Origin of the sequence: Kineococcus sp. NBC_00420 (assembly GCF_036021035.1) — a bacterium.
In the GTDB taxonomy this organism is placed as follows: Bacteria; Actinomycetota; Actinomycetes; order Actinomycetales; family Kineococcaceae; genus Kineococcus.
The window spans coordinates 3210229-3232772 of record NZ_CP107930.1 but is presented as its reverse complement, the minus strand read 5'-3'; the positions used below and the strand labels follow the sequence as shown (position 1 = coordinate 3232772).

Annotated in this window: 21 protein-coding genes; 6 read left to right on the top strand and 15 right to left on the bottom strand. The window is 72.3% G+C overall.

Annotation, left to right across the window (positions count from 1 at the left end; translation table 11 throughout):
- Positions 1-8 precede the first annotated feature (8 nt).
- The 5 genes from OG218_RS15960 to OG218_RS15940 all read right to left on the bottom strand — a co-directional run bounded on the left by OG218_RS15960 (position 9) and on the right by OG218_RS15940 (position 4050).
- Positions 9-587, bottom strand: coding sequence for a TetR/AcrR family transcriptional regulator (locus OG218_RS15960; RefSeq protein WP_328294218.1), 579 nt, complete (start codon positions 585-587; stop codon positions 9-11).
- Positions 588-669: 82 nt separating this feature from the next.
- Positions 670-1317, bottom strand: a complete 648-nt coding sequence (locus OG218_RS15955) for a hypothetical protein (RefSeq protein WP_328294217.1) — start codon at positions 1315-1317, stop codon at positions 670-672.
- A gap of 25 nt (positions 1318-1342) precedes the next feature.
- Positions 1343-1663: a hypothetical protein gene (locus tag OG218_RS15950; protein ID WP_328294216.1), complete on the bottom strand. Its 321-nt coding sequence runs from the start codon at positions 1661-1663 to the stop codon at positions 1343-1345.
- The gene (locus tag OG218_RS15945) at positions 1656-2471 is read right to left on the bottom strand and encodes a GPP34 family phosphoprotein (RefSeq protein ID WP_328294215.1); all 816 of its coding nucleotides are present in this window, start codon (positions 2469-2471) and stop codon (positions 1656-1658) included. Before OG218_RS15945 ends, OG218_RS15950 begins: the two co-directional genes overlap by 8 nt.
- Before the next feature lie 82 nt (positions 2472-2553).
- A complete protein-coding gene (locus OG218_RS15940) occupies positions 2554-4050 on the bottom strand; it encodes an MDR family MFS transporter (protein WP_328294214.1) in 1497 nt (498 codons plus the stop codon).
- An 81-nt stretch (positions 4051-4131) separates the two neighbouring features.
- Between OG218_RS15940 and OG218_RS15935 the strand changes: the two genes are divergently transcribed.
- The 5 genes from OG218_RS15935 (at position 4132) to OG218_RS15915 (ending at position 6676) form a co-directional block, all read left to right on the top strand.
- Positions 4132-4755 carry a TetR family transcriptional regulator gene (locus OG218_RS15935; RefSeq protein ID WP_328294213.1) on the top strand — a complete coding sequence of 208 codons (624 nt, stop codon included), beginning with the start codon at positions 4132-4134 and terminating at the stop codon, positions 4753-4755.
- Positions 4752-5141, top strand: a complete 390-nt coding sequence (locus OG218_RS15930; RefSeq protein WP_328294212.1) for a hypothetical protein — start codon at positions 4752-4754, stop codon at positions 5139-5141. Before OG218_RS15935 ends, OG218_RS15930 begins: the two co-directional genes overlap by 4 nt.
- Positions 5142-5211: 70 nt before the next feature.
- The gene (locus tag OG218_RS15925; protein ID WP_328294211.1) at positions 5212-5715 is read left to right on the top strand and encodes an RNA polymerase sigma factor; all 504 of its coding nucleotides are present in this window, start codon (positions 5212-5214) and stop codon (positions 5713-5715) included.
- Entirely contained in the window at positions 5712-6269 is a 558-nt protein-coding gene (locus tag OG218_RS15920; protein WP_328294210.1) for a hypothetical protein, read from the top strand. The genes OG218_RS15925 and OG218_RS15920 overlap by 4 nt, the downstream gene beginning before the upstream one ends.
- Positions 6266-6676 carry a hypothetical protein gene (locus tag OG218_RS15915; protein ID WP_328294209.1) on the top strand — a complete coding sequence of 137 codons (411 nt, stop codon included), beginning with the start codon at positions 6266-6268 and terminating at the stop codon, positions 6674-6676. Before OG218_RS15920 ends, OG218_RS15915 begins: the two co-directional genes overlap by 4 nt.
- 3 nt (positions 6677-6679) lie before the next feature.
- On the opposite strand, the gene OG218_RS15910 is transcribed toward OG218_RS15915, so the two are convergent.
- Genes OG218_RS15910 through OG218_RS15880 form a run of 7 tightly spaced genes read right to left on the bottom strand, consistent with a single transcriptional unit; the run spans position 6680 to position 14646 of the window.
- Entirely contained in the window at positions 6680-8353 is a 1674-nt protein-coding gene (locus OG218_RS15910; protein ID WP_328294208.1) for a glycoside hydrolase domain-containing protein, read from the bottom strand.
- Complete coding sequence (locus OG218_RS15905) at positions 8350-9276, bottom strand: TIM barrel protein (protein ID WP_328294207.1); 927 nt, start codon at positions 9274-9276, stop codon at positions 8350-8352. The genes OG218_RS15910 and OG218_RS15905 overlap by 4 nt, the downstream gene beginning before the upstream one ends.
- The gene (locus tag OG218_RS15900; protein WP_328294206.1) at positions 9273-10346 is read right to left on the bottom strand and encodes a Gfo/Idh/MocA family protein; all 1074 of its coding nucleotides are present in this window, start codon (positions 10344-10346) and stop codon (positions 9273-9275) included. The genes OG218_RS15905 and OG218_RS15900 overlap by 4 nt, the downstream gene beginning before the upstream one ends.
- A gap of 16 nt (positions 10347-10362) precedes the next feature.
- Positions 10363-11505: a GNAT family N-acetyltransferase gene (locus OG218_RS15895; protein WP_328294205.1), complete on the bottom strand. Its 1143-nt coding sequence runs from the start codon at positions 11503-11505 to the stop codon at positions 10363-10365.
- Positions 11505-12392 (bottom strand): carbohydrate ABC transporter permease, encoded by an 888-nt coding sequence (locus OG218_RS15890; RefSeq protein WP_328294204.1) that lies wholly within the window; start codon positions 12390-12392, stop codon positions 11505-11507. The genes OG218_RS15895 and OG218_RS15890 overlap by 1 nt, the downstream gene beginning before the upstream one ends.
- Before the next feature lie 5 nt (positions 12393-12397).
- Positions 12398-13372: a carbohydrate ABC transporter permease gene (locus OG218_RS15885; protein ID WP_328294203.1), complete on the bottom strand. Its 975-nt coding sequence runs from the start codon at positions 13370-13372 to the stop codon at positions 12398-12400.
- Positions 13369-14646 (bottom strand): hypothetical protein, encoded by a 1278-nt coding sequence (locus OG218_RS15880; RefSeq protein ID WP_328294202.1) that lies wholly within the window; start codon positions 14644-14646, stop codon positions 13369-13371. Before OG218_RS15880 ends, OG218_RS15885 begins: the two co-directional genes overlap by 4 nt.
- Positions 14647-14768: 122 nt before the next feature.
- Here OG218_RS15880 and OG218_RS15875 point away from each other — a divergent pair, with 122 nt between their 5' ends.
- Positions 14769-15542: a DeoR/GlpR family DNA-binding transcription regulator gene (locus OG218_RS15875; RefSeq protein ID WP_328294201.1), complete on the top strand. Its 774-nt coding sequence runs from the start codon at positions 14769-14771 to the stop codon at positions 15540-15542.
- Here the strand turns inward: OG218_RS15875 and OG218_RS15870 are convergent.
- From OG218_RS15870 to OG218_RS15860, 3 genes are read right to left on the bottom strand one after another with little or no spacing between them, the layout of a single operon-like run.
- Positions 15530-16537, bottom strand: a complete 1008-nt coding sequence (locus tag OG218_RS15870; RefSeq protein WP_442906514.1) for an alkaline phosphatase family protein — start codon at positions 16535-16537, stop codon at positions 15530-15532. The two genes, OG218_RS15875 and OG218_RS15870, sit on opposite strands and share 13 nt — an antisense overlap.
- Positions 16534-19395, bottom strand: a complete 2862-nt coding sequence (locus OG218_RS15865; RefSeq protein ID WP_328294199.1) for a glycoside hydrolase family 2 TIM barrel-domain containing protein — start codon at positions 19393-19395, stop codon at positions 16534-16536. Before OG218_RS15865 ends, OG218_RS15870 begins: the two co-directional genes overlap by 4 nt.
- Entirely contained in the window at positions 19392-22478 is a 3087-nt protein-coding gene (locus OG218_RS15860; protein ID WP_328294198.1) for an alpha-mannosidase, read from the bottom strand. The genes OG218_RS15865 and OG218_RS15860 overlap by 4 nt, the downstream gene beginning before the upstream one ends.
- Positions 22479-22544: the final 66 nt, after the last annotated feature.

Below are 22544 nucleotides of genomic sequence, written 5' to 3'. Positions count from 1 at the left end.
TGGTGGGGTCAGGACGTGAGGGAGCGCAGCGCGGACCAGGCCGCGCGGGTGGCGGTGACGGGGTCGGGCTGCAGACCGGCGAGCCAGCCCATGCCGCTGACCCGGGCCATCGTGCCCGCGATCGCGGCGAGGACCTGGGCCGTGAACTCGTCGACCCCGTCCCGGGTGACGATCGCGTCGGCGAGCGCCTTCTCCCCGGCCGCAACCCGGCCGAGGAGGCCCGGCAGGAGTTCCGGGGAACTCTCGACGAGCCGCATGACCTGGAGGCTGCGTTCGCGGTCGTGCTTCTCCGCGCTGGTCCGGGCGACGAACAGGAGTTCCAGCGCGTCGACGACGGGACCGTCGGAGGAGGTGAACGTCGCGAGGCTCTGCTCGCTCCAGGGAACGGCGTTGCTGAACAGCGCCTCGTCCTTGGTGGCGAAGTAGTTGAAGAAGGTGCGCCGAGAGATCCCTGCGCGGGCGGCGATCTCGTCGACGGTGACCGCGTCCCAGCCGTTGGCGATCGCGAGGTCGAGGGCGGCTTCCGCGATCGACGTGGTGGTCTCGGTGCGGCGGCGTTCGCGGAGGGAGGGCTGGACTGCGGTCACGTCTCTACTTTGCACTCAGTGCAAGGAGTGCGTCAAGTGCAGAAGGTTTACTTCGTGCACTGCCTTGTCCCTCTGCGTCGGTTCAGTCTTCGGAGGTCGTTCGCGGCACGTCGACGGCCAACCATCGAAAGACCCCCCGTGGCACCGTGAGGTCGCTGTAATCACGCCAGGAGGTCGTGTACCGACCGTTCAGCTGGAGGTCGTTCTCCTCGGCGTCACCGTCTCCCCACACCAACGAGCCACCCAGGGTTCGTCCCTCGTGGATGCGGAAGGCCCGGTCCCGCGTGGGCGAGGCCCCTCGGGGCTCGGACCAGAGTCCGGATGCGTTGGTCAGCAGCAGCGCGATGCCGCTGCGCTGCGGTCCGGCCCACCCCTCCAGGCGGGCGAGATCGCGCGCGAAGTGCAGTCGGAGGAGATCGTCGGCCCCGTGGGACCTGAGCGAGAACCGCTCCTGCGTCAGCGGGTCGGTGATGTCCAGGCGAGCGGTGAAGTACTTCACCTCGACGGCGGTGCTCTCACCCGTCTCCGGGTCCGACACGAGGACGTCCAGGTAGGTCGATCCGGCCCCCCGGAAGGGAACCTCGAGGCGCACGCGGAGGTCGGCCACCGAGCGTCCGACCTCGACGGCGAAAGCGTGTTGCACGTCCGCTTCCGAGTGGAAGACAGCTCGCGTCCGCTGCAGCCCGGCGATCACGTCGTCGAGCAGGACCCGCTGGGCGATCAGCACCACGTACCGACGATGCCACATCCCGACCTCAGTCGGCCTGTTCGGCGAACCACTCCGCGTAGCCCGTGTTCTTCGCCAGGTGCCGCGTCAGGTCGGGGGCGTCGTCGTCCCACCAGACGGGACCACGCTCACCCAGTCCCCGCTTCGCTGCCTCCACACGCTCGCGGGCCGCCTCCCGGGCGGCGTCGTCGCCGGACCGCATCGCCGCCCCCTTCGCCCGGCGCGCCGACATCAGCTCCTCGACGAGCTCCTGACGACGTTCCGGCGCCAACGACGGGTCGGAGCAGCGCCACAGCCGGCCCCGGACGACGACGTAGCGACCGTCGGGGGTCGTGAGGGGATCAGTCACCCCCACCACCGCCACCGCCGTCTCCCCCACCACCGTCGGAGGAACCCCCGTCGGAGTGACCGCTGCCGGAGTGGCCGCCGTCGGAACCGCCGTGGTGGCCGTGGCCGTGGTGGCCACCGTCACCGGAATACCCACCGCCGCCGTCCGTCCCGGAGTCGCCCCCGGCAGCGGACTGCAGGAGCACGGGGACGGCCGTCTCGATGTCCGCCAGGGCCTGCAGCACGTCGGCCGGCAAGGTCCGGGCGGCGGCCAGGACCGCGGCCGCCTCGCCGGGGTCCACGTCGTCCGGCAGCCCGGGGACGGCGCCGAGGCCCCCCACGCCCGCGAGCAGCGCCACCAGGCTGACGGTCGACGGGTCGACGGCGGCGGCTGCGCGTCGGACCCCGGCCGCCGTCAACGCGGCCGCGACGGACTCCTGCTGGGGTCCGAGGACCGCCTGCTCGGGCCACCAGCGCACCACCGGGAAGACCAGGAGCCGACGACGACGTTCGGTCACCAGCGCACCGGCCTTCTCCAGCTCGGCCGTCGACTCCGCCCACAGCGGGCGCTCGACGAGCCTGCGGAGTGTGGCGCGGACCGCGCCCGAGGTGAGCGTGACCGCCCCCAGCGCGGCGGCGAGACGGGGCACCGGGTCCCGGCCGGGGAGGACCCGCAGCGCCGTGACGTCGAGGTCGGCCACGACGCGACCGGCGAGGACGAGGTCGGAGAGCAGGGCCCCGGCCAGCACGGCAGCCGCCGGGCGGGCGCTCACCCGGCGGCGACCGTCGGGGTCCAGCAGGAGCAGGGCGGCCCGGTCGGCGATCAGCACGCCACGAGCCTAGGGCGCGACGACGAACGGCCGACCTCCCGAGGGGAGGTCGGCCGTTCGTGACGGGAACTGCGGCGGGAACTCAGTGCACCGGGACGCGGGGGCCGGGGACGACCGGCGGGCGCCGGATCAGCAGCGCCAGCACGAGCGCGACGAGGGAGATGATGCCGCCCCAGAAGAACGCCCCCCGGACCCCGTCGGCCGTGGCGTTCAGCACCGAGGAACCGTCCGCCAGGCTGGCGGCCGACCTCGTCGAGAGGACCGTCACGAACAGGGCGGTCCCGGCGGCGCCGGCCAGCTGCTGGACGGTCCCGACGATCGCGCTGCCGTGGCCGTAGAGCTCCGCGCGCAACGAGCCCAGCGCCGAGGTGAACAGCGGCGTGAACATGAACGCCAGCCCGGCGCTCAGCACCGTGTGGACCAGGACGACCATGCCCGCCGGGGTCCCCGGGTGCAGCGTCGTGAGCAGCCACAGGGCCCCGCTGACCAGGACCGCCCCCGGGATGACCAGCGGCCGCGGACCGAAGCGGTCGAACAACCGCCCGACGACGGTCGAGAGGACGGCCATCACGGCGCCACCGGGCAGCAGCAGCAGACCGGTCTCCAACGATCCCAGCTGCAGGACGGACTGCAGGAAGATCGGGAGCACGATGAGGGTGCCGAACAGGGCCATGAAGCTCGTCGCGAGAACGACGGTCGAGACGGTGAACGACCGGTTCGCGAACACCCGCAGGTCCATCAACGCGTTCGAGGTGCGCTGCAGGCGGAACTGCCGCGCGACGAACGTCGCCAGCGCGAGGACCCCGACCGCGACCGGGATCCAGGGCGCGACCGGGACGTGGCCGGTGGCGGACTCCCCGATGCTGGCGAGGCCGTAGATGAGGCCACCGAACCCGATCGCGGACAGCACCAGCGACAGCACGTCGAGGCGGGCGTCGCGCGGAGCGGTGACGTTGCGGACCTTCCAGGCGCCGAGCCCGAGGGCGATCAACGCGATGGGCAGCACGATGATGAACATCCACCGCCAGGACAGCGCGGAGAGGATGACGCCGGAGATCGTCGGCCCGATGGCCGGGGCGACGGAGATGACGACCGAGACCATGCCCATCGTCTTGCCGCGGCCGGCCGCGGGCACGAGGGTCATCACCGTGGTCATGAGCAGCGGCATCATGACCGCCGTCCCGCTGGCCTGGACGATGCGGCCCAGCAGCAGCACCTCGAAACCGGGCGCGACCGCCGCGATCGCCGTGCCGAGGCTGAACAGGCTCATCGCGGCGATGAAGACCTGGCGCAGCCGGAACCGGTCCATGATGAAACCGGTGGCCGGGATGACCACGGCCATGGTCAGCATGAAGCCGGTGGTGAGCCACTGACCGGTGGCGGCGGTGATGTCGAGGTCGGCCATGAGCCGCGGCAGCGCCACACCCATGATCGTCTCGTTGAGGATCACGACGAAGGCGGAGACCAGCAGCAGGGCGATGACGGTGGCGTCGCCCGGCGCGAGCCGGTCCTTCTCGATCGGCGGGGCGGACGCGTCGGTCGCGACCCCGGGCAGGGTCACGTCCTCGTTCGTGGACATGGGTGGGGACTCCTCGTGGTGGTGACAGTCACAACCCTAATGGCAGTGTCTGCCAACTCGACAGTCGTTATCCTCATTCCCGTGACCGACCTGGGGACCGTCGTCCCGGACCTGCGCGAACGCCGCCGACTGGCCACCCAGGCGGAGATCGAGCACGCCGCCCTCGACCTCTTCGCCCGCAACGGCTCCGAGGGCACCACCGTCGACGACATCGCCGCCGCCGCGGGGGTCTCACCGCGCACCTTCTTCCGCTACTTCCCCACCAAGGAGGACGCGGCGCTCGGCGCCAACCGCGCCTTCGACGACGCCCTGGCCGAACGCCTCGAGGCCCGGGTCGACGAGACGTCCTCCCTCGCCGACTTCGAGCGGGCCATCGCCGCCGTCCTCGCCGAGATGGTCGCCGAGGCCGGGTCCGTCGAGCGGATGCTGCGGGTGCGCTGCCTGGTGATGGAGGACGCCGGACTGCGCGGTGCCCTGCTGCGCCTGGACGCCGAGCAGTCACGGGCCTTCTTCCGGCGGATCGCGGACGCGACCGGCTCGGCCACCGTGGACCTGCGGACCCGGATCATCTCCGAGACCCTCGGTGCCGGGCTGCGCGCCGCCCTGGACGACTGGGCCGCGCGGCGCGAGAACGGCGAGGACGCCGACCTGGTGGAGATCTACCGCGCGAGCTGCGCCGCGCTGCGGGAGATCACCGCAGCGTGAGCATGGAGGACCTCGTCGCGGTGCACGACCCGCGCGTCGCGGACTGGATCGCCCCGCGGCTGGACGGGAACCCCGGCGCCGTGCGCCGGTTGGTCCCGGGCCGCACCACGGCTGAGCCTGCCGATGCGGGAGCACCTGCTCTTCCGCGGGCCGCGGCGAACCTCGGGGAGCAGATCACCCCCGACTGGTTCCTGCCGCAGTCGCCGAACCTGCTGTGGCCGCTGGACCGCAGCCGGTTCCTGGCCACCGAGATCGACCTGGACTCCACCCTGGTCGGCGGCCCGGCGGACCTCGTCGACACCCTGGCGTCCGCCCCGGGGCTGGAGGTCTGGCGCGTCGACGCGGACGACGACCTGTCCTCCGAGGGTGACCACCTGAACCGCTGACGGTCACCTCACGGGTGCAACCCCCGGGAGGGGCTGCTGCGTAGGTGGTGGTGAGGAGAGGGGGTGGCGGGTGCAGGAAGCCGAGGAGTCCGCGTTGGAAGCGTTCGCCGTCGACGCCATGCCGCGCCTCCGTCGACTCGCGTACGCCTGGTGCCACGACTGGCACCACAGCGACGACGTCGTGCAGGACGCCATGGAACGGATCTACGCCGCCTGGCCGCGGGTCCACCGCGACGGACGCGAGTACGCCTACGCCCGGACGACCCTGGTCAACCGGCTCGTCTCGGAGCACCGCAAGGCCTTCCGCCGACGGGAGTGGCCGGTCGACGTGGTTCCCGAGACCGCCACCGCCGAGGAACCCGACGGAGGGCGCCTCGACGCGGTGGACCTGTTGCGACGGCTACCGGTCCGCCAACGCGCCGTCGCCGTGCTGCGCTTCCTGGAGGACCTCCCCGTCAGCGAGGTCGCGCACCTGCTCACCTGCAGCGAGGGCACGGTGAAGAGCCAGGCCCACCACGCCCGGCGCTTCCTCGCCCAGCACCTCGTCCCACCCCCGGACGGAGCCCGACGATGACCGACCCCCTCACCGCCGGCCTGCGCGCGGCGCTGGAGGAGCACCCCAGCCCCCCGAGCGCGATCGACCTGACACGGATCCGGACCCGCGGCCGCCACCGGCGGTTCCGCCGTCGGGCGCTGCAGACCGCCGTCACGCTCGTCGTCGTGGGCGGGCTCGCCGTCCCCGTCACGGTCCTCGACGTGGACTGGCCGTGGGAGAACTCCGGTGGAGCCCCCGCGGTCGCGACGGCGGCCGCGCCGGACCCGGTCCTCGTCGTCCTCCCAGCGGGCGCCGAACCCCCGGGCCCGCGCGACGCGTCGACCCGCCGCGACGTCGTCGAACTGCACGACGGGTGCCTGGTCTCGGACGCGGCGGTGCTGGTCTGGCCGCAGGGTTCCGGCTGGGACGGGGACACCCAACAGGTCGTCCTGGCCGACGGCACGCGGATCGGGATCGGGGACGAGGTGCGCACCCGGGCCGACCCTGCACCCGACCCGGTGGCGGTCCTCGGTGAGACGGGGGCGGCGGCCGCCGCGCGGTGCGGCGGGGACGTCGTGGAGGTCCTCCCGTGACCCGGTGGTCGCCGGTCCCGCTCCTGGCGGTGGCGCTCCTCGGCGCGTGCTCCCTCACCGAGCAGCGCGACTGCACCGTGATGGGTGGTTCCTCCGGAGCGGGTTTCGACCTGAGCGGGCTGCCCCTCACCGACCCGACGTCGGTGCGCGCGTGCGTCGGCGAGGTCTGCACCGAGGCGCAGGTCGGGGTGGGGACCGGCTTCGTCGGCGTCGACGACGAGACGCTGACGAAGGAGGGGACGGTCGACGTCAGCCTCCGGGTCGCGGACGCCGTCGGTTCCGTCGTGTTCGACGCCACCGGCACGGCGACGCTGCACCGCGTCGACGTCAACGGGCACGGCTGCGGCCCGATCGTGTACCGGGCGGACGTGGTGGCCGCCGCCGACGGCACCCTCGGCGCCGGGTGACGCTCAGCGGGACGGAGGGCTGCCGCCGAGGGCGAGGCGGTCCACCTCCCGGCGGGACGCGCTCCAGAACTCCACGCCGGGTCGCAGGTCGTCGAAGGCCATCGCGGTCCCCCCGCCGGCGACCCGCGCAGCCGCGAACGCGCCGACCCGTGCGCCCAGCAGTTGCAGGGCCCGGTGGTCATCGACCGCCTGCCGCAGCGCGCGGTGCCGCAACGACTCCACGGGGCGGCCGTCCGCTCCGGGGTAGACGACGAACGCGTCACCCGCGGGGAACGCCCCGCCGGAACTCGGGTCCTGCCACGGGTCGACGGTCCGCGTCGACAACTGGCTGTTCCAGAAGTTGAAACCCCAGTGCAGGAAACCCGTCGCACCGGAGGCGAAGAGCTGCTGCCCGATGGCGCGGGTGCGCCAGCTCGGCTGGGCGATGAAGCGGTTCGAGACGCCCCGGTCCTGGGCGTTGCAGTGGTAGACCCAGAACTCGTCCCCGGCGGCCGCGAACGGTCCGACGGCGTCGGTCGCCACGACGGGGACGTCGACCGAGCCCGCGGTCAGGAACCGCCGGTCGCTGAGGGCGTCGACGACGCGCGCGCCGTCGAGCAGGTTCCCCACCACGGCCCGGGCCGCGGTGTAGTCCGGCAGCGCGTCCGCACCGGGTTCGTCGCTCACGTGCCAGACCGTCCGCAGCTGCGGCCACCGGATTCCCAGGTGCGCGCGCAGGCGCGGGACCAGCTGACCGAGGAACTCCCGGTAGCTCGGGTCGGTCGCGGGGACGTGCCAGCCGAAGACCTCCTGGGTTCCCGCGTCGGTCCCGGCGGTCACCGACGGGGTCGCCTTCGCGCCCCACTGGGTGAACAGGTGCGGCATCTCCAGCGTCGTGAAACCCCGCCGGATCGCCGTCGCCGCCCAGCGGTCGAGGTTCTCGAACCCGAAGGACCAGCTCCCGTCCCGGAGGGTGACGCGCACCAGCTGCGTCGACGTGCGCCGCCCGCCGGGGGCGGTGTCCAGCGGCGGGGTCCACAGCGGCGTGAGCAACGTGTTGCCCCCCATCGCCCGCAGGGACACGAGGTGGTGGTCCAGGAGTTCCCAGTGCCGTTCCCCGAAGGGCACCACCGCGTAGCGGTCGGCCAGGGCGTCGACGTGCAGCCAGTGGGCGATCGTGATGTCGACGTCCGGCAGCACCGCGGCGTGGACCCGGAGCCCGACCTCGGCGGCGAACAGCTCGACGCCGTCCTCGGTCGACACCACCACCCCGATCGTGCGCGGACCGGCCCGTTCGGGGTCCTCGACGACGACGTCGACCCACCACGCCGACCAGGTGTCGACGGCGGAGACCACGGGTTCTCCGGAACCCAACGGGTGCAAGGGGTCCGGGTAGAGCCCCGGACTCGTGCGCAGGTAGTGCTCGTCCGCCCCCTCGTAGGCCGCGAGCAGCACCGGGACGAGACCGACCCGGTGCAGGGTCACCCGGGAACCCGGCCCGGCGTCGACCCGGAGGACGAGCCGCGGCAGATCGCTGAGGTCCCGGGTGGACGGTGCCCGCCAGGCGACCTGGAACGACGCGGTCTCCCCCGCGTACACCGTCAAGGGTTCGGACGACAAGAGTTCCCGTGGTCGCTCGTCGGGGAACACCTTGGCGAGGGCGTCGACGAGCAGGAGCTCGTGCGCCGCCCGGGTCACCGGCCGTCCTGCGACACCATCGCCGTCAGCGTGTCGAGGTTGTGCTGCTGGTCGTCGCAGAACTCCTCGAGCTGCGGCCCGCCGTGCGGGGCGACGTCCTGCTCCACCACGAGCCATCCCGCGTAGTTCCTGCGCTGCAGGGCCGTCACGACGCCGGGCAGGTCCACGTCGCCCTGACCGAACACCACGTTCGCCTCCGACCACCACGACCGCAACGGGACGGGCCCCGTGGCCCGCGCCCGGCGCAGGGGCTCGAGGCGGACGTCCTTGAGGTGGACGTGGTCGACGCGGGAACCCCACGCCGTCACCGCCGCCACCGGGTCGGTGCCGGCCAGGAGGGCGTGACCGGTGTCGAGGACGACGGTGAGGTCCGTCGTCGTGAGCAGGCGCTCGACCTCCCACCCCGATTCCACGAAGGTCCCCAGGTGCGGGTGGAACGTCGTCGGCAGGCCGTGGTCGGCGCAGATCGCGGCCGCCTCGGCGAGCACCCGGACCGCTGCCGCCCAGGCGGTGTCGTCCAGCCCGGAGGGCCGGTCGGCGGGGTTCCGCGGCGCGTCGAGGCCGGGGGCGCCGTCGTCGGCGAGGACGATCGGCGCCGGGGGCGCACCGGGGACGGAACTGCGGTCCACCGTCGCGCGCAGGGTGGCGCAGGCGAGCTCGAAACCCGTCCGCGCCTCCTCGCTCCACCGTCCCGCGGCGAGTTCCAGACCGACGTAGACGCCGGCCGGGACGAGCCCGTGCGCCGCGAAGAGGTCGGCGGTCCGGTCGGGGTCCCCGAGGTAGCCCGTCGGGCCGAGTTCACTCCCCCGGTACCCGGCCGCGGCCATGGCGGCCAGCAGGTCGTTCCCGTCCCCGTCGGCCGGGCCGACGTGCGGCCCCCAGACCCCGAAGCTCACCGGGGCACTGGCGATCCACGGGGTCACGGGAGGACCGCCAGGAGCTGCTGCATCGACCGCAGGTCGGCGACCGCGCCCTCGACCCCCGCGTGCGGGTTCGGGGGCGCCCCGCCCACGGCGGCGGCGAAGGACTCGAGCTGGCGCTGGAACGCCCCGTCGGCCGGCAGCACCGGGCGACGTTCACCATGCGGGGAGACCACGGTGACGGTGGACGTCGCGTCGAGACGGTAGGGCGGCGCCACCCCGATCTCGACGTCGCCGGCGGAACCGGTGATGCGGACGGTCTCGCGGTAGTCCGGGCGGTCGGGGGTCCACGCCCAGTCCAGGACGAACCGGGCGCCGTTGTCCAACCTGCCGGTCGCGAACACCGTGGGTGGAGCACCGCCCTCCCAGGCCAACAGGTCGGCGTGGTCGAACGTCGGGAGACCGAAACCCAGGGAGCGCAGCAGCGAGAACTCGTGGACCACGGAACCGCACAGCACCGAGCGGAACAAGCGGCGGACGGCGGGCGCGGCGTCCGCCCCGACGGAGACGTCCAGCGCGCGGTTCTCGGCGGCGTCGTCGGCCGCGATGAGTTCCGCGGCACCGACGGGCAGCGGACCGGGTGGGCTGAGTCGGAGGTGGTCGATCTGGGGGCCGTCGACGGGGTGCCGCACGCTGATCTGGACGAGGCGCACGTCCCCGATCTCCGGCAGGGCCTCCACCGCCGTCGTCACGGCGCGGTCGTGCACCTTCATGTACCCGACCTGCAGCACCAACCCCGTTGCCGCCGCGACCTCCGCGGCCGCCCGGGCCTCGTCGGCGGAGAGGGCGAAGGGTTTCTCGGCGAGCACGTGCTTCCCGGCGCGCAGCGCCGTCACCGCGTGCGCGGCGTGCCGCCCGGGGGTGGCGACGAGGACCGCGTCGACGTCGTCGGCCGCGAACAACCCGGCGGCGTCGAGCGCGCGGGCCCCGTACCGGGTGGCGAGTTCCGCGCTGCGGTCCGGGTCGAGGTCGGCGAGCGCGACGAGTTCGTGCCCGGGCAGGCGAGCGATGAGCGGCAGGTGGACCGCCCGGGCGATGGTGCCGAGTCCGAGGACTCCCCAGCGCAGTGTCACGGGTCTCTCCAGCGGTTCAGAAGGGTCGGGCGAGGACGGCCGGCGGACCGGCGAACAGCGTGCGCAGCGACTCCACGGCCGCCTCGTCCCCCTCGAGGAGACCGGCGTGGTGGGCGCTCAGCGGGTCGAGGTGGCCGGCGTAGACGGAGGCGAGGTCGGCGAGGTCGAGCCGGACCCGGGGGCCCGCCGCCGCGCCCGCCGCCACCCGGGCGGAACCGTCGGCGACGTCGAGGGTCCAGACGTCGGAACCGACGTCCAGCGTCAGCCGGGTCCGCACCCCGCGCGGGTAGCCGCGACCGGCCAGCGCGGCGGGCACGTCGAGCAGACCCAGCATCCACGTCGCGTCCTCGACGGGTTCGGTCTGGCGGGGCAGGTGGTGCTCCAGCAGGCTGCCCGCCGGGAGCAGGGCGTGGACCTGGCGGGCGCTGGGTTCGTCGGCGACCAGGTCGCGCCAGAGGGCGAGTTCGGTGGCGAGGTCCACGCCCACCAGGTCGAGCACGGTGACGGTGTAGTTCCCGCGTTCGGAGGCTCGCCGTCCGAGCGCGCACCAGCCGACCACCACGTCGTCGCGGACGGCGACGTACTGCACGGCGGACCCGGTGGACGCGTCGTGCTCGAGCACACCGTTGGTGCGGCCCGCGTGCGCCGCCACGAGCGCGGCGACGGCGGGAACGTCGTCGGAGGTCGCCCGGCGGTAGGCCGGTGTGTCGGCCGGGCGGGGCAGGGTGCGCAGTTCGTGGGTATCGATGGCGTAGACCGATCGGCGACCGGCGATCCCGCAGCCGGCCTTCCGGTAGAACCCGTGGGTGGACGGGATGAGCGCCACCAGCGACGCCCCCGCGGCCCGGGCCGCGTCGAAGGTGTCGGTCAGAAGGGCGCGACCGACCCCCCGGCCCCGTGCGGTGAGGTCCACCGCGACCCCGCCCAGCGCGATGGCAGGAACCCGGCGCCCGCCCCACCACTGCCCGCAGAGCCGGGCCGTCGAGGTGGCGAGCAACCGGCCGTCGGCCGGGTCCTGCGCGACGCGACGGAGCACCTCCGCGGTTCCCGCCACCTCGGGCCCGGGTCGGGGTGGGTCGGCGGAGAACGCCGCGCCCGCCAGCGCCTCGGCCTCGTCCCGGTCCTCGGGCCGGGCGGCCCGCAGGACGGTGGCGGCCATCAGCGCACCGCGCCCTTGACCGAGTCGGCGACGAACTGCCGGGAGAAGGCGAGGAACACGACGATGAGCGGCACGATCGCCAGCAGGGCCCCGGCCATGACCACGGCGTAGTCGGTGTTCCGGGTGGCGTTCAGCTGCGACAACGCCACCTGCAGCGTCAGCATGTCCGGGTTGATGAGCACGATGAGCGGCCACACGTAGTCGTTCCAGGCCGCCACGAAGGTGTAGATGCCGAGGAACGCCAGGCCGGGTCGGATGACCGGCAGGACGATGAGGACGTACTGCCGGAAGAACCCACAGCCGTCGACGACGGCGGCGTCCAGGATCTCGTCCGGGATGGCCGTCGAGATGTACTGCCGCATCCAGAAGATGCCGAAGGCGTTGGCGGCCGCGGGGACGATGAGCGCCTGCAGGGTCCCGACCCACCCGATGTGGATCATGGTGATGTACTGCGGCACCGTCGAGAGCTGGGCCGGCACCATGAAGAACGCCAGCATCAGGCCGAAGAGGAACTTCTTGGCCGGGAAGTCGTACTTGGCGAAGGCGAACGCCGCCATCGAGTCCAGGAAGAGGACCAGCACCGTGACCGAGACGGCGACGATGGCGGTGTTGGCCATCGAGCCGAAGAAGTTGATGCTCGTCAGGACCGAGGAGACGTTCTCGAGCAGGTGCGTACCCGGAACCACCTTGGGCGGGGTGAGGTAGTAGTCCGCGTTCGTGTTCGTGGCCATGACCACGGTCCAGTAGAACGGGAAGAGCAGCAGCAGCGTCGTCAGGACCAGGGGGAGGTGAGCCCACTTCGCGGAGCTCCTGACCCCCTTGTTCCTGCGGGTGGGGGTGCCGCCGGTGTCCCGACCGCGGGAGGTGAGCGTGTTCTGCGCAACCATCTCGATCACTTCTCCGAACGGGCGGTCAGGCGCCAGTTGAGCACGGCGAACACGGCGATGACGGCGAACACCCCGTAGGCGATGGCGGCGCCGTAGCCGTAGTTGTTGTTGTTGAAGGCCTGTTGGTAGAAGTACAGGACCATGGTCAGACCCGCCTGGCCCGGTCCGCCGCTGTTGGGGTTGATCGAGGCGTTCGAGCCGAAGAGGACCTGCGGTTCGGCGAACGTCTGCATGCCCCCGATCGTCGAGACGACGACGGTGAACAGGATGATCGGGCGCAGCAACGGGACGGTGATGGACCAGAAGGTCCGCAACGCGCCGGCACCGTCGATCTTCGCCGCTTCGTAGACCTCGGTGGAGATCGCCTGCAGACCGGCGAAGTAGATGATCGCGTTGTACCCGACCCACTGCCAGGTCATGAGGGTCGCCAGCACGATCTTGATCGTCCAGTAGCCGCTGAGCCACTCGACCCCCGGGAGCCCGATGCCCTCGAGCACCTGGTTCACGACGCCGACCTGGTTGTTGAAGATCGCCTTGAAGAAGATGGTGATGGCGACGATCGAGGTGACGGAGGGCAGGAACAGGACCACCTGGTAGAAGGTCCGGAACCGCTTGACCGCGTTCAGCATGGCTGCGATGCCCAGGCTCATGACGAGCATGGGCACGGTCGCCATGATCCAGATGAGGATGGTGTTGACGACGGCCTTGCGGAACGTCGCGTCTTCCAGCAGGAAGCGGAACTGGTCGAAACCGGCGAACGTGACCGGGTTGATCCCGTCCCAGCGGTGGAACGCCAGCCACGCCGAGAACCCCAGCGGGAAGAGCCCGAACGCCGCGAAGATCAGGAAGAACGGGCTCACCGCGACGTACTGCGGCCAGAACCGCAACGGGTTCCGCTGGGCGCCGGTCTTCGCCGGCGTCTGACCCGGAGGTCGCGAGCGGCTGCGCCGGAACCCTCGGTCGAGGCTGGCGGAGCTCACTTCAGGCCCTGCCGCTGGGCGATGTCCTTCGCGGCCGAGACGGCGTCGGTCCAGGCCTGGTCGGGGTTCTTGCCGTTGGCCTCGACGTTGGTCAGCTCGTTGAGGTAGGCAGCCTGGATGGCGGAGTCGGACGCCGCGACGTACTGGGAGGGGACCTCCTTGCCCGCCGGACCGAAGATGTCGATGGTCTTCTGTCCACCGAAGAACTCGTCACCGCCGGTGAGTGCGGGCAGCTCCCACGCGGCCGGGTCGGCGGGGAAGATGCTGGCGTCGGTGAACGCCTCACCCTGGTTGTCGGTGCCCAGGATCCACTTGATGACGTCGAAGGCGGCCTGCTTGTCCTTCGTCGCCGCCGGGATCGTCAGGAACGACCCACCGAAGTTCGTCGGCTTGACCGGGTTGTTCGCCACCATCCACTTGCCACTCGTGTCCGGGGCGGCGAGCTTGATGTCCAGGGCGTGCCAGGCGGCACCGAGGTCGATGGCCACGACACCCGAAGCGGTCGACGCCTCCAGGCTCTGCGCGACGTTCGCGTTGAGGCCCAGCGTCTGCGCCTTGACCGTGGTGTCCCAGGCCTGCTTCATCTCGTCACTGTCGCCGACGAACGCGTTGTCCTCGCTGACGAAGCGCTGCGAGAGCTGACCGACGATGATCTGGAAGACGTTCGCCAGCTGCGGGACCGGGAAGCTGGCCGGGACCTTGCCGTGCAGCTCCTGGCCGAAGGCGTAGAAGTCGTCCCACGTCGAGGTGGCCGCGGCGACCGCGGTCGGGTCCGTCGGCAGGCCCGCTTGGGCCAGGATGTCGCTGCGGTAGAACATCGCGGTGGGGCCGATGTCGATCGGGAACCCCAGCTGCTTGCCGTCCTGGGTCTGCGCCTCGGCCCACTTCCAGGCCAGCTGCGAGGACGCGATGTCCTTCGCACCGAACTGGTTGAGGTCGGTGAACTTGTCCGCCACGGAGCGGAAGTAGGGCATGTCCTCGCCCTTGACCCCGGTGACCTGGGGGATGAAGGAGCCACCCGTCAGGGTGGTCTGCAGCTTCTGCTTGAAGTCGCCGCCGACCTTGTTGGGCTTGATGTCGTCCTTGGGGAACTGCGTCTTGGACGAGTCGACGACCTTGTCGCTCAGGCCACCGTTCCAGTACCAGAGGGCGAGGCCGCTGGAGGAGCCTCCACCGCCGGAGCCGCCGGCACTGGTGGAGCAGGCGGACAGGGCCCCGGCTCCCAGTGCGGCCAGACCGGAACTCAGGAGGAGGTTGCGACGGGACAGCAGCATGGCGAGACCCTTCTCGACGTCTGATCATCGTGAGCGATCGCGCAACTGCGGCGACTCTCATCGACGAGATTGCGCGAACGGTACTTGCCAAATGCGCGAACGCGCAAGGTATTCTGTCGATCGTGCAAGCGAAGGAGCGACGCGAAGCGATCGTCGAGGTCGTCCGCAACCAGGGACCGGCAACGGTGTCGGAACTGGTGGAACGCCTCGGCCTCTCCGAGGCGACGATCCGCCGGGACCTGGTCAAGCTGGACGACGCCGGCCTCCTCAAGCGCGTCCACGGCGGCGCGCGTCCGGTGGACCTGCGCGACGACGTCTACGCCGACCTCGTCGACCGGCAGGGGGACCACAAGGAGTCCATCGCCCGCGCCGCGGCGGCGCGCATCGGTGACGGCCAGTCGGTGCTGCTGGACATCGGCACGACGGTGGGCCGGGTCGCCCGCTACCTGCACGGCCGCCCGATCACCGTCATCACCCGGAACCTGGCCGTCTTCACCGAACTCGTCGACGACCCCGCCCTGGAACTCGTGCTGCTGGGGGGCGCGGTGCGCCCCGCGCACCGGTCGCTGGTGGGCTACCTGACCGAGGAGAGCCTGCGGCAGCTGCGGGCCGACGTCCTGCTGCTGGGGACGAGCGGCATCCGCCCCAGCGGCCACTCCGTGGACACCGTCACCGACGAGGTCCCCGTGAAGCGCGCGATGATCGCTGCCGCGGACGAGGTGGTCATGCTCGCCGACTCCTCGAAGTTCCCCGGCAGCGGCACGGCGACCGTCTGCGACGTCGGCGCCTACCACCACCTCATCACGGACACGGCCCCGGAACCCCGGACGGGTGGCGCCCTCAATCTCGGCGGGGTCTCCGTGGAGGTGGCCCGACAGGTCGTTCACCACTCGTAGCGCAGGTCGCGCGTCGGCCCGGTCGACGCGACGTCGCGCACCTGCCCGACCGGGTGCCCGGCCCGGAACTCCCCGGGCACCACCCCGACCGCCGCCAGCAGCAGCGGCGCCACCTCGTGGCTGCGCAACGTCGTGGCGTCGGCCACCACCGCGGGCACCGCGCCGCCGAGGCGGTGGACGAGCAGGAACGAGCGGCGGACGACCGTCTCGTCCTCACCGTGACCGCCCTCGGGTTTGTGCCCGTGGTCGGTCGTCACGGCGACGAGCCAGTCCTCACCCAGCTGCTCCACCCGTTCCGCGACGGCCTTCACGAGGAACCGGACGTGCTCGTCCACGGTGCGCAGCGCCTCGAGGTACTCCGCCCCGGCCGAGCCGTACCGGTGACCGGTCTCGTCGACGCCCTCGAAGTGCACGAACGTGGCGTCGGGTCCCTCGTGGTTCAGGACCCACGCCGCGCGGCTGCGCACCTGCCGGTCCGCGGAACGGCACCCGTCACCGAAGTCGGTGGCCGCGAACAGCTGGTGCTGGCCCCCGACGTGCTGGTCGGGCCGGGTGTGGACCACCGGCCCCGGGCCGCTCGGGTCGACCAGACCGGCCCACGTGGACGCGGCGAAGGTACGGGCCCGCGGGTCGGCGAAGAACACCCGGGAGAGCAGGTCGGGGCAGCGGGCGAGCCGGTGACCGACGAACTCGTTCCACCAGACGTTGTTCTCCTCGTGGGTCGTGCCCGTCAGCAACGACGCCCAGCCGGGACCGGAATCCGTCGGCGGGGTCATCCACACCGGGACCACCCGGCCCCCGGCGGCGAGCCGCTCCAGCGTCGGCGCGACCGGGGCGCCGGGGTTCCCGGGGGCGAGCCCCGGTGGCGGGCCGGACGCCGCGAACCGGGGGTCGCCCGGGTGGTCGGGCTCGGCGAACCCCGGGTCCGCGGCCACGACGTCCGGCAGGGCGAGGTCGACCCGGACCCCGTCGAGGCCGATGAGCAGCAGTTTCACCGCGCCCGCACGCTCCAGGACCACGCGTGCGTCCCCGCACCGATCCGGAACTGCGGCAGCGCGTTCGGACCGCACGACGCCGATCCGAGACCGCGGTGACGCACGTCGAGGGTGACGCCGGAGGCCGTCACCGTGGCGTGCACCGGCTGGTCGAAGGAGAACCGCACCCCGCCCAGGTGGAGTTCGCGGACGCCGGTGCGTCCACCGTTCTCCTGCGGGCGCACGTAGGGCACTCCGAGCCCGGCCACCGGGAGCTCGTGCCAGCCGGTCGGGGCGGTGCAGCGGTCGGGGTAGGTCTCCCACGGCCCGGTCCCGAACCAGCGGGCCACGTCGGGGACGGGGAGGGCGACCCGGACCCCGATGCGGGGCAGGTCGTCGAGGCACTCGGGGACCTCGACGGTGTCGTCGCAGCCCAGGACGTCGCCGGCCACCCGGAACCGCTGGGTGTGCACGACGTCGCCCACGGCGGTCTTCAGCCGGGAGACGACGACGGTCGCCTCCCCGTCCGCCCGGACGCTCTCCACGACGGCCCCGGTCTCCTCGAGGCCGGCGACGATCCACCGTTCGGCGTCACCGGCGATGACGTCGTTGTCGGTCGGGTCGCGCCACAGCGTGAGTTCCGGACGGGTGGGCAGACCGGGGAAGGAGACCTGTCCCTCGTCGTCCACGGACGCCGGGGACCAGACGGCCTCCTGCACCACCGCGACGTCGGCCAACCGCACGGCCGGGCGGCTCACCTCGGCCCCGGCCGGGTTCCACGGGGTGTCCACGGCCTGGCTGAGCAGCAGTTGCAGCCACCGCTCACCGCTCCCGGCCGCGACGACCTCGGCAGGGAGGGCGACGACGGCGCTGCAGCCGGGGGCGAGGTCGGGCAGGACGGCGGGAACCGTCAGCGAGGTCCCGTCCGTCGCGTCGAGGCGCCACTGCGCCCGCAGGTGACCCAGACCCGAGAAGTCGAGGGCGTTGCGGATCCGCACGTCACCGTCCACGACGGACAACCGGACGGGAGAACTCAGCTCACGGTGCTCGAACATCGCGGGTTTCGCGGTGCCGTCCGGGAACGTCATCCCGTCCAGGCAGAAGGCCCCGTCGTTGGGGGTGTCGCCGAAGTCGCCGCCGGAGGCCCAGCGGAAACCTTCGGCGGGGACGCCGTCGGCGAACGACCCCGCTCCGGCCCGACCGGCCGGGAGGCCGTCGGCGCTGCGCTGCAGGATGCCGTGGTCGGCGAACTCCCAGACGAACCCGCCTTGCAGGCCGGGCAGCGACTCGATGGCCTGCCAGTACTCCGCCAGCGACCCGTTGGAGTTGCCCATGGCGTGGGAGTACTCGCACTGGATCACGGGACGGATCGGCGGGTTCTGGGTGACGTGGTCGACCATCTGCCCGATGTGGGCGTACATGGGGCAGACGATGTCGCTCGCGGCGAACCCCGCGTTCCAGTCGTCCTTGATCGCCCCTTCGTACTGGACGGGTCGGGTCGGGTCGTCGCGACGGATCCAGGCCGCGACGGCGTCGTGGTTGGCGCCGTAGTCGCTCTCGTTCCCGAGCGACCAGATGATGACACTGGGGTGGTTCCGGTCGCGGCGCACCATGCGCGCCACGCGCTGGGTGAACGCCGGCAGGTAGGCGGGGTCGTCGCAGATCTCGTGGGCCCAGGCGTGGGACTCGATGTTCGCCTCGTCGACGACGTAGAACCCGAGCTCGTCGGTGAGGTCGTAGAACACCGGGTCGTTCGGGTAGTGCGAGGTCCGCACCGCGTTGAACCCGAAACGCTTCAGCGTCAGCAGCTCCTCGCGCACCTGCTCGCGCGTGACGACCCGGCCGGTGAGCGGATCGCGGTCGTGGCGGTTCATCCCGCGCACGAAGATCCGGCGGCCGTTCACCAGCAGGTCCGCCCCGATGACCTCGACGGTCCGGAAACCCACCCGCTGCACCACGGAGTCCACGAGGGCCCCCGTGGCGTCGCGCAGTTCGACGGTCAGCTCGTGCAGGACGGGCGTCTCCGCGGTCCACGTCGCGATCCCGGGGAAGAGTCCCGCGAAGCGGGCCCGGCCCCGGTAGAGGGAGATCCGCTCGTCGTCGAGGTCGCGGGCGTGCGCCACGGCGTCGAAGGCGAGCTCGGAGCCCGCCAGCCGGGCGGCGACCCGCCACCCTGCGAGGAGTCGCCCCTCGTCGGAACCGACCCGGACGTCGACGTCGAGGCGACCGTCGGCCCGGGCCACGGTGCGGACGTCGGACAGGTGCAGGACGGGTCGGGTGACCAACCGCACCGAGCGGGTGAGGCCGCCGTGCCACCACTGGTCCTGGTCCTCGACGAACGTGGCCGACGACCACTTCACCACGGTGAGTTCGACCTGCACGCTCGCACCGGGCGCGGCCCACGCGGTGACGTCGAACTCCGCGGCCAGGTGGGAGTCGGTGCTGCTGCCGACGTCGTGGCCGTCGACCCGGACGAGCAGGACGCTCTCGGCTGCGCCGACGTGCAGCAGCACCCGCTGCCCGGCCCACTCGGCGGGAACCTCGACGGAACGCCGGTAGACCCCCGTCGGGTTGTGCTCCGTCGGCGGGGTCGGCGGCAGGTCCGGCCACGGCATCTGGTCGTTGGTGTACCAGGGCGGGTCGGGGACCTCACCCCACAGCGAGGGTTCGGTGGTCCAGCAGCCGGGGACCTGCGCCGTCAGCCACCGCTCCCCCGCAGCGGCGTCGGGGCGCGGGCGCAGCTGGAACTCCCAGTCGCCGTCGAGGTCCACGCAGGTCGCACCGTCGTCGGGGACGGCGCGACGCAGCGTCGACAGGGGTTCCCGGCGGCGGCCGACGTGTTCGGGGTCGAGCCACACCGGGGGCTGGCCGTCGCTCACGCGCGGGCCAACCGCAGGCTGAGGACCTCGAACGGGCGCAGCGCGAAACCGACGCTCCCGTCCTCGAGCAACGAGGCGATCCCGCGTGCGGCCGCGGTCCCGTCCTGCGCGGGGTCCTCGAGGAGGTCGACGACGGTGACCTCGGCGAGGTCGAACGAGGTCCGCAGTTCCCCCTTGGCCCGGGCGCCCCACGCCTCGTAGATCCGGACGATCACGTCGCCGGAACCGTCCTCGGCGAGCTTCACGGCCTCCAGCGTGGCGCCGGACCCGGTGACGGTGACCGGTGCGGCGGGGAGTTGCGCCGGACCGTCGACGACGCGCAGCGGCAGGTTCAGGTCGTAGCCGCTGCGCACGGCGTCGGCGATCCGCGCCCCCGGGACGAGGGAGTAGGACAGGACGTGCGCGCCCTGGTCGGCCTGCGGGTCGGGCATGCGGGGGCCGCGGACGAGGGAGAGCCGCACGGTCGTGGTGGACCCCCCGTCCTCGCGGGCGGCGCGGGTCGTGTCGTGGCCGTAGGTGGCGTCGTTGGCGACGGCGACCCCGTAGCCGGGTTCGGCGACGTGGACCCAGCGGTGCATGGCCGTCTCGAACCGGGCGTAGTCCCAGCTGGTGTTGGTGTGGGTCGAGCGCTGCACGTGGCCGAACTGGATCTCCGAGGAGCTGACCGCCGCGTGCAGGTCGAGCGGGAACGCGGCCTTGAGGAACTTCTCCTGCTCGTGCCAGTCGATCTCGGTGCGCACGTCGAGGCGGTCGGACCCGGCGCTCAGCACGTACTCCTGCACGATGCGCGAGTTCCGCACGGTCCGGACGACGCGGACGCGGGCCCGCAGCGGGGAGTCCTCGACCACGCTCACCTCGTCGGCCGCGACGAGGTCGACGACCCGGTTGCGGTAGTGCTGGTCGACGTCCCACGCGTCCCAGTTGTTCGGGAAGTCGCTGTGCAGCTGCAGCAGGTTCCCGCGGGTCCCGGGGGCCAGGACCTCGCGGTCGTTGACCTCGTCGACGACGGAGGACAGCAACCCGTCGGCGTCGACGACCACCGTGAGGGTGCCGTTGGCCAGCGTCGTGACCCCGTCCTGCGCCTGCACGGTGACGGGGACCACGGCGTCCGTGCCCGCGTCGGCGAGGACCACGGCGCCGGAGGCCGGCACCCGGACGAGGGCGCCGTCGACGACGTCGGTCCGTTCGTGCGGGGCGGTGTTCAGCAGGACCCGCGAGCCGGTGCCGAGCGCGTTCACGGCCTGGGTGGTGAGCCGTTCGAGGTCGGTGCGGACCTGCCCGTAGGTCGCCTCGGCCTCGCGGTGCACCCAGGCGATGGAGGAACCGGGGAGGATGTCGTGGAACTGGTGCAGCAGGACGATCTTCCACAGCCGGTCGAGTTCGGCGTGCGGGTAGGCGTAACCGGGGACGTTCAGCGCGGCCGTCGTCGCCCACAGCTCCGCCTCGCGCAGCAGGTGCTCGCTGCGACGGTTCCCGGCCTTGGTGCGGGCCTGGCTGGTGTAGGTCGCACGGTGCAGTTCGAGGTAGAGCTCCCCCGCCCAGACCGGTGCGTCCGGGTACTCCGCGCGGGCGTCGGCGAAGAACTGGTTCGGGTCCTCGACCTTGACCTTCGGCGACCCCTCGAGGTCGGCGAACCGGCGGGCCCGCTCCAGCATCTCGCGCGTGGGGCCGCCACCGCCGTCACCGTGGCCGAACGGCGCGAGGGAACGGGTGCCGCGGCCCTTCTCGGAGTAGTTCGCGACGGCGTGCGTCAGTTCCTCGGCGGAGAAGATCGCGTTGTAGGTGTCGACGGGCGGGAAGTGGGTGAAGATCTGCGACCCGTCGATGCCCTCCCAGCGGAACGTGTGGTGCGGGAACTTGTTCGTCTGGTTCCAAGAGATCTTCTGGGTGAGGAACCACTCCATCCCGGCGAGGCGGGCGATCTGCGGGTAGGCCCCCGAGTACCCGAAGGAGTCGGGCAGCCACACACCCTTGCAGTCGACGCCGAACTCCTCGCGGAAGAAGGACTTGCCGGTGACGAACTGGCGGACGAGGGCCTCACCGCCGGGGAGGTTCCCGTCGGCCTCGACCCACATGCCCCCCACGGGGACCCACTGCCCGGCGCGGGCCGCGGCCTGCATGCGGGCGTAGACCTCGGGCGAGCGCTCCTTCACCCACGCGTACTGCTGGGCCTGGGAGCAGGCGAAGACGAACTCCGGGTACTCCTGCGCCAGGGCGGTGACGTTGGCGAACGTGCGCGACGTCTTGCGCTTCGTCTCGCGCAGCGGCCACAACCACGCCGAGTCGATGTGGGCGTGGCCGACCGAGGACAGCGTGTGGGCGCTGCGGACGGCCGGGGAGGACAGCACGTCCGCGAGCTGCGCGCGGGCCGCGGTCGCGGTGCCCGAGACGTCGTCGAGGTCGAGGGCGTCCAGCGCGCGGTCGAGGGCGCGGGCGATCTCGTAGCGGCGGGGTTCGTTCTCGGGGAGGTGGCGCATGAGGTCGTCGAGGACCTCGACGTCCACGGCCAGCATCCACACCTCCTCGTCGAGGACGACGAGGTCGGCGACCTTCATCGTGTAGAGGTGCTTATCGCCCGCGGTCGCCTTGTCCCCCAACGGGGTCGGCTTCATGTCGTCGGCCATGACGTCGGGGTTGGCGGCCATCTCGAGCAGCCAGTCGACGGTCTCCCCGCCCTGCGCGTCGCGGACGACGGGCACGACCTGGTTGTCGGGGGCGACCCCCTTGATCGGGACGCCGTCGAGGGTGTGGACCAGCGCCTCGGCCTGGTTGCCCGGCCAGTCGCCGACGAAACCCAGGTCGAAGTGGGCCTCGACCCGGCGACCGGCCCACTCCGCGGGGACCTCGGCCTGCGCCCGCACCCACGTCGTCGACCACGGCCGGCCCCACGTCGTGCCGATCGCGAACCCGCCGAACTCCCCGGCGGCCAGCGCGGCGACGGCCTCGGTGGCCGGGACCGGCTCGTCCGGCACCAGCCAGGCCGACAGGGTCATCGGCACCCGGTGGGAGTGGACGGCGGGACGGATGCGGTGGGTCAGGACGCGGTGGACGCGCCCCTCGACCAGGGATCGGTCGTCGTGCACGGGGGTTCTCCTCGGTGAGTTTCGGGGCGCGGCGGGGGGCTGGTTCAGAGCCGGATCAGGGCCGGA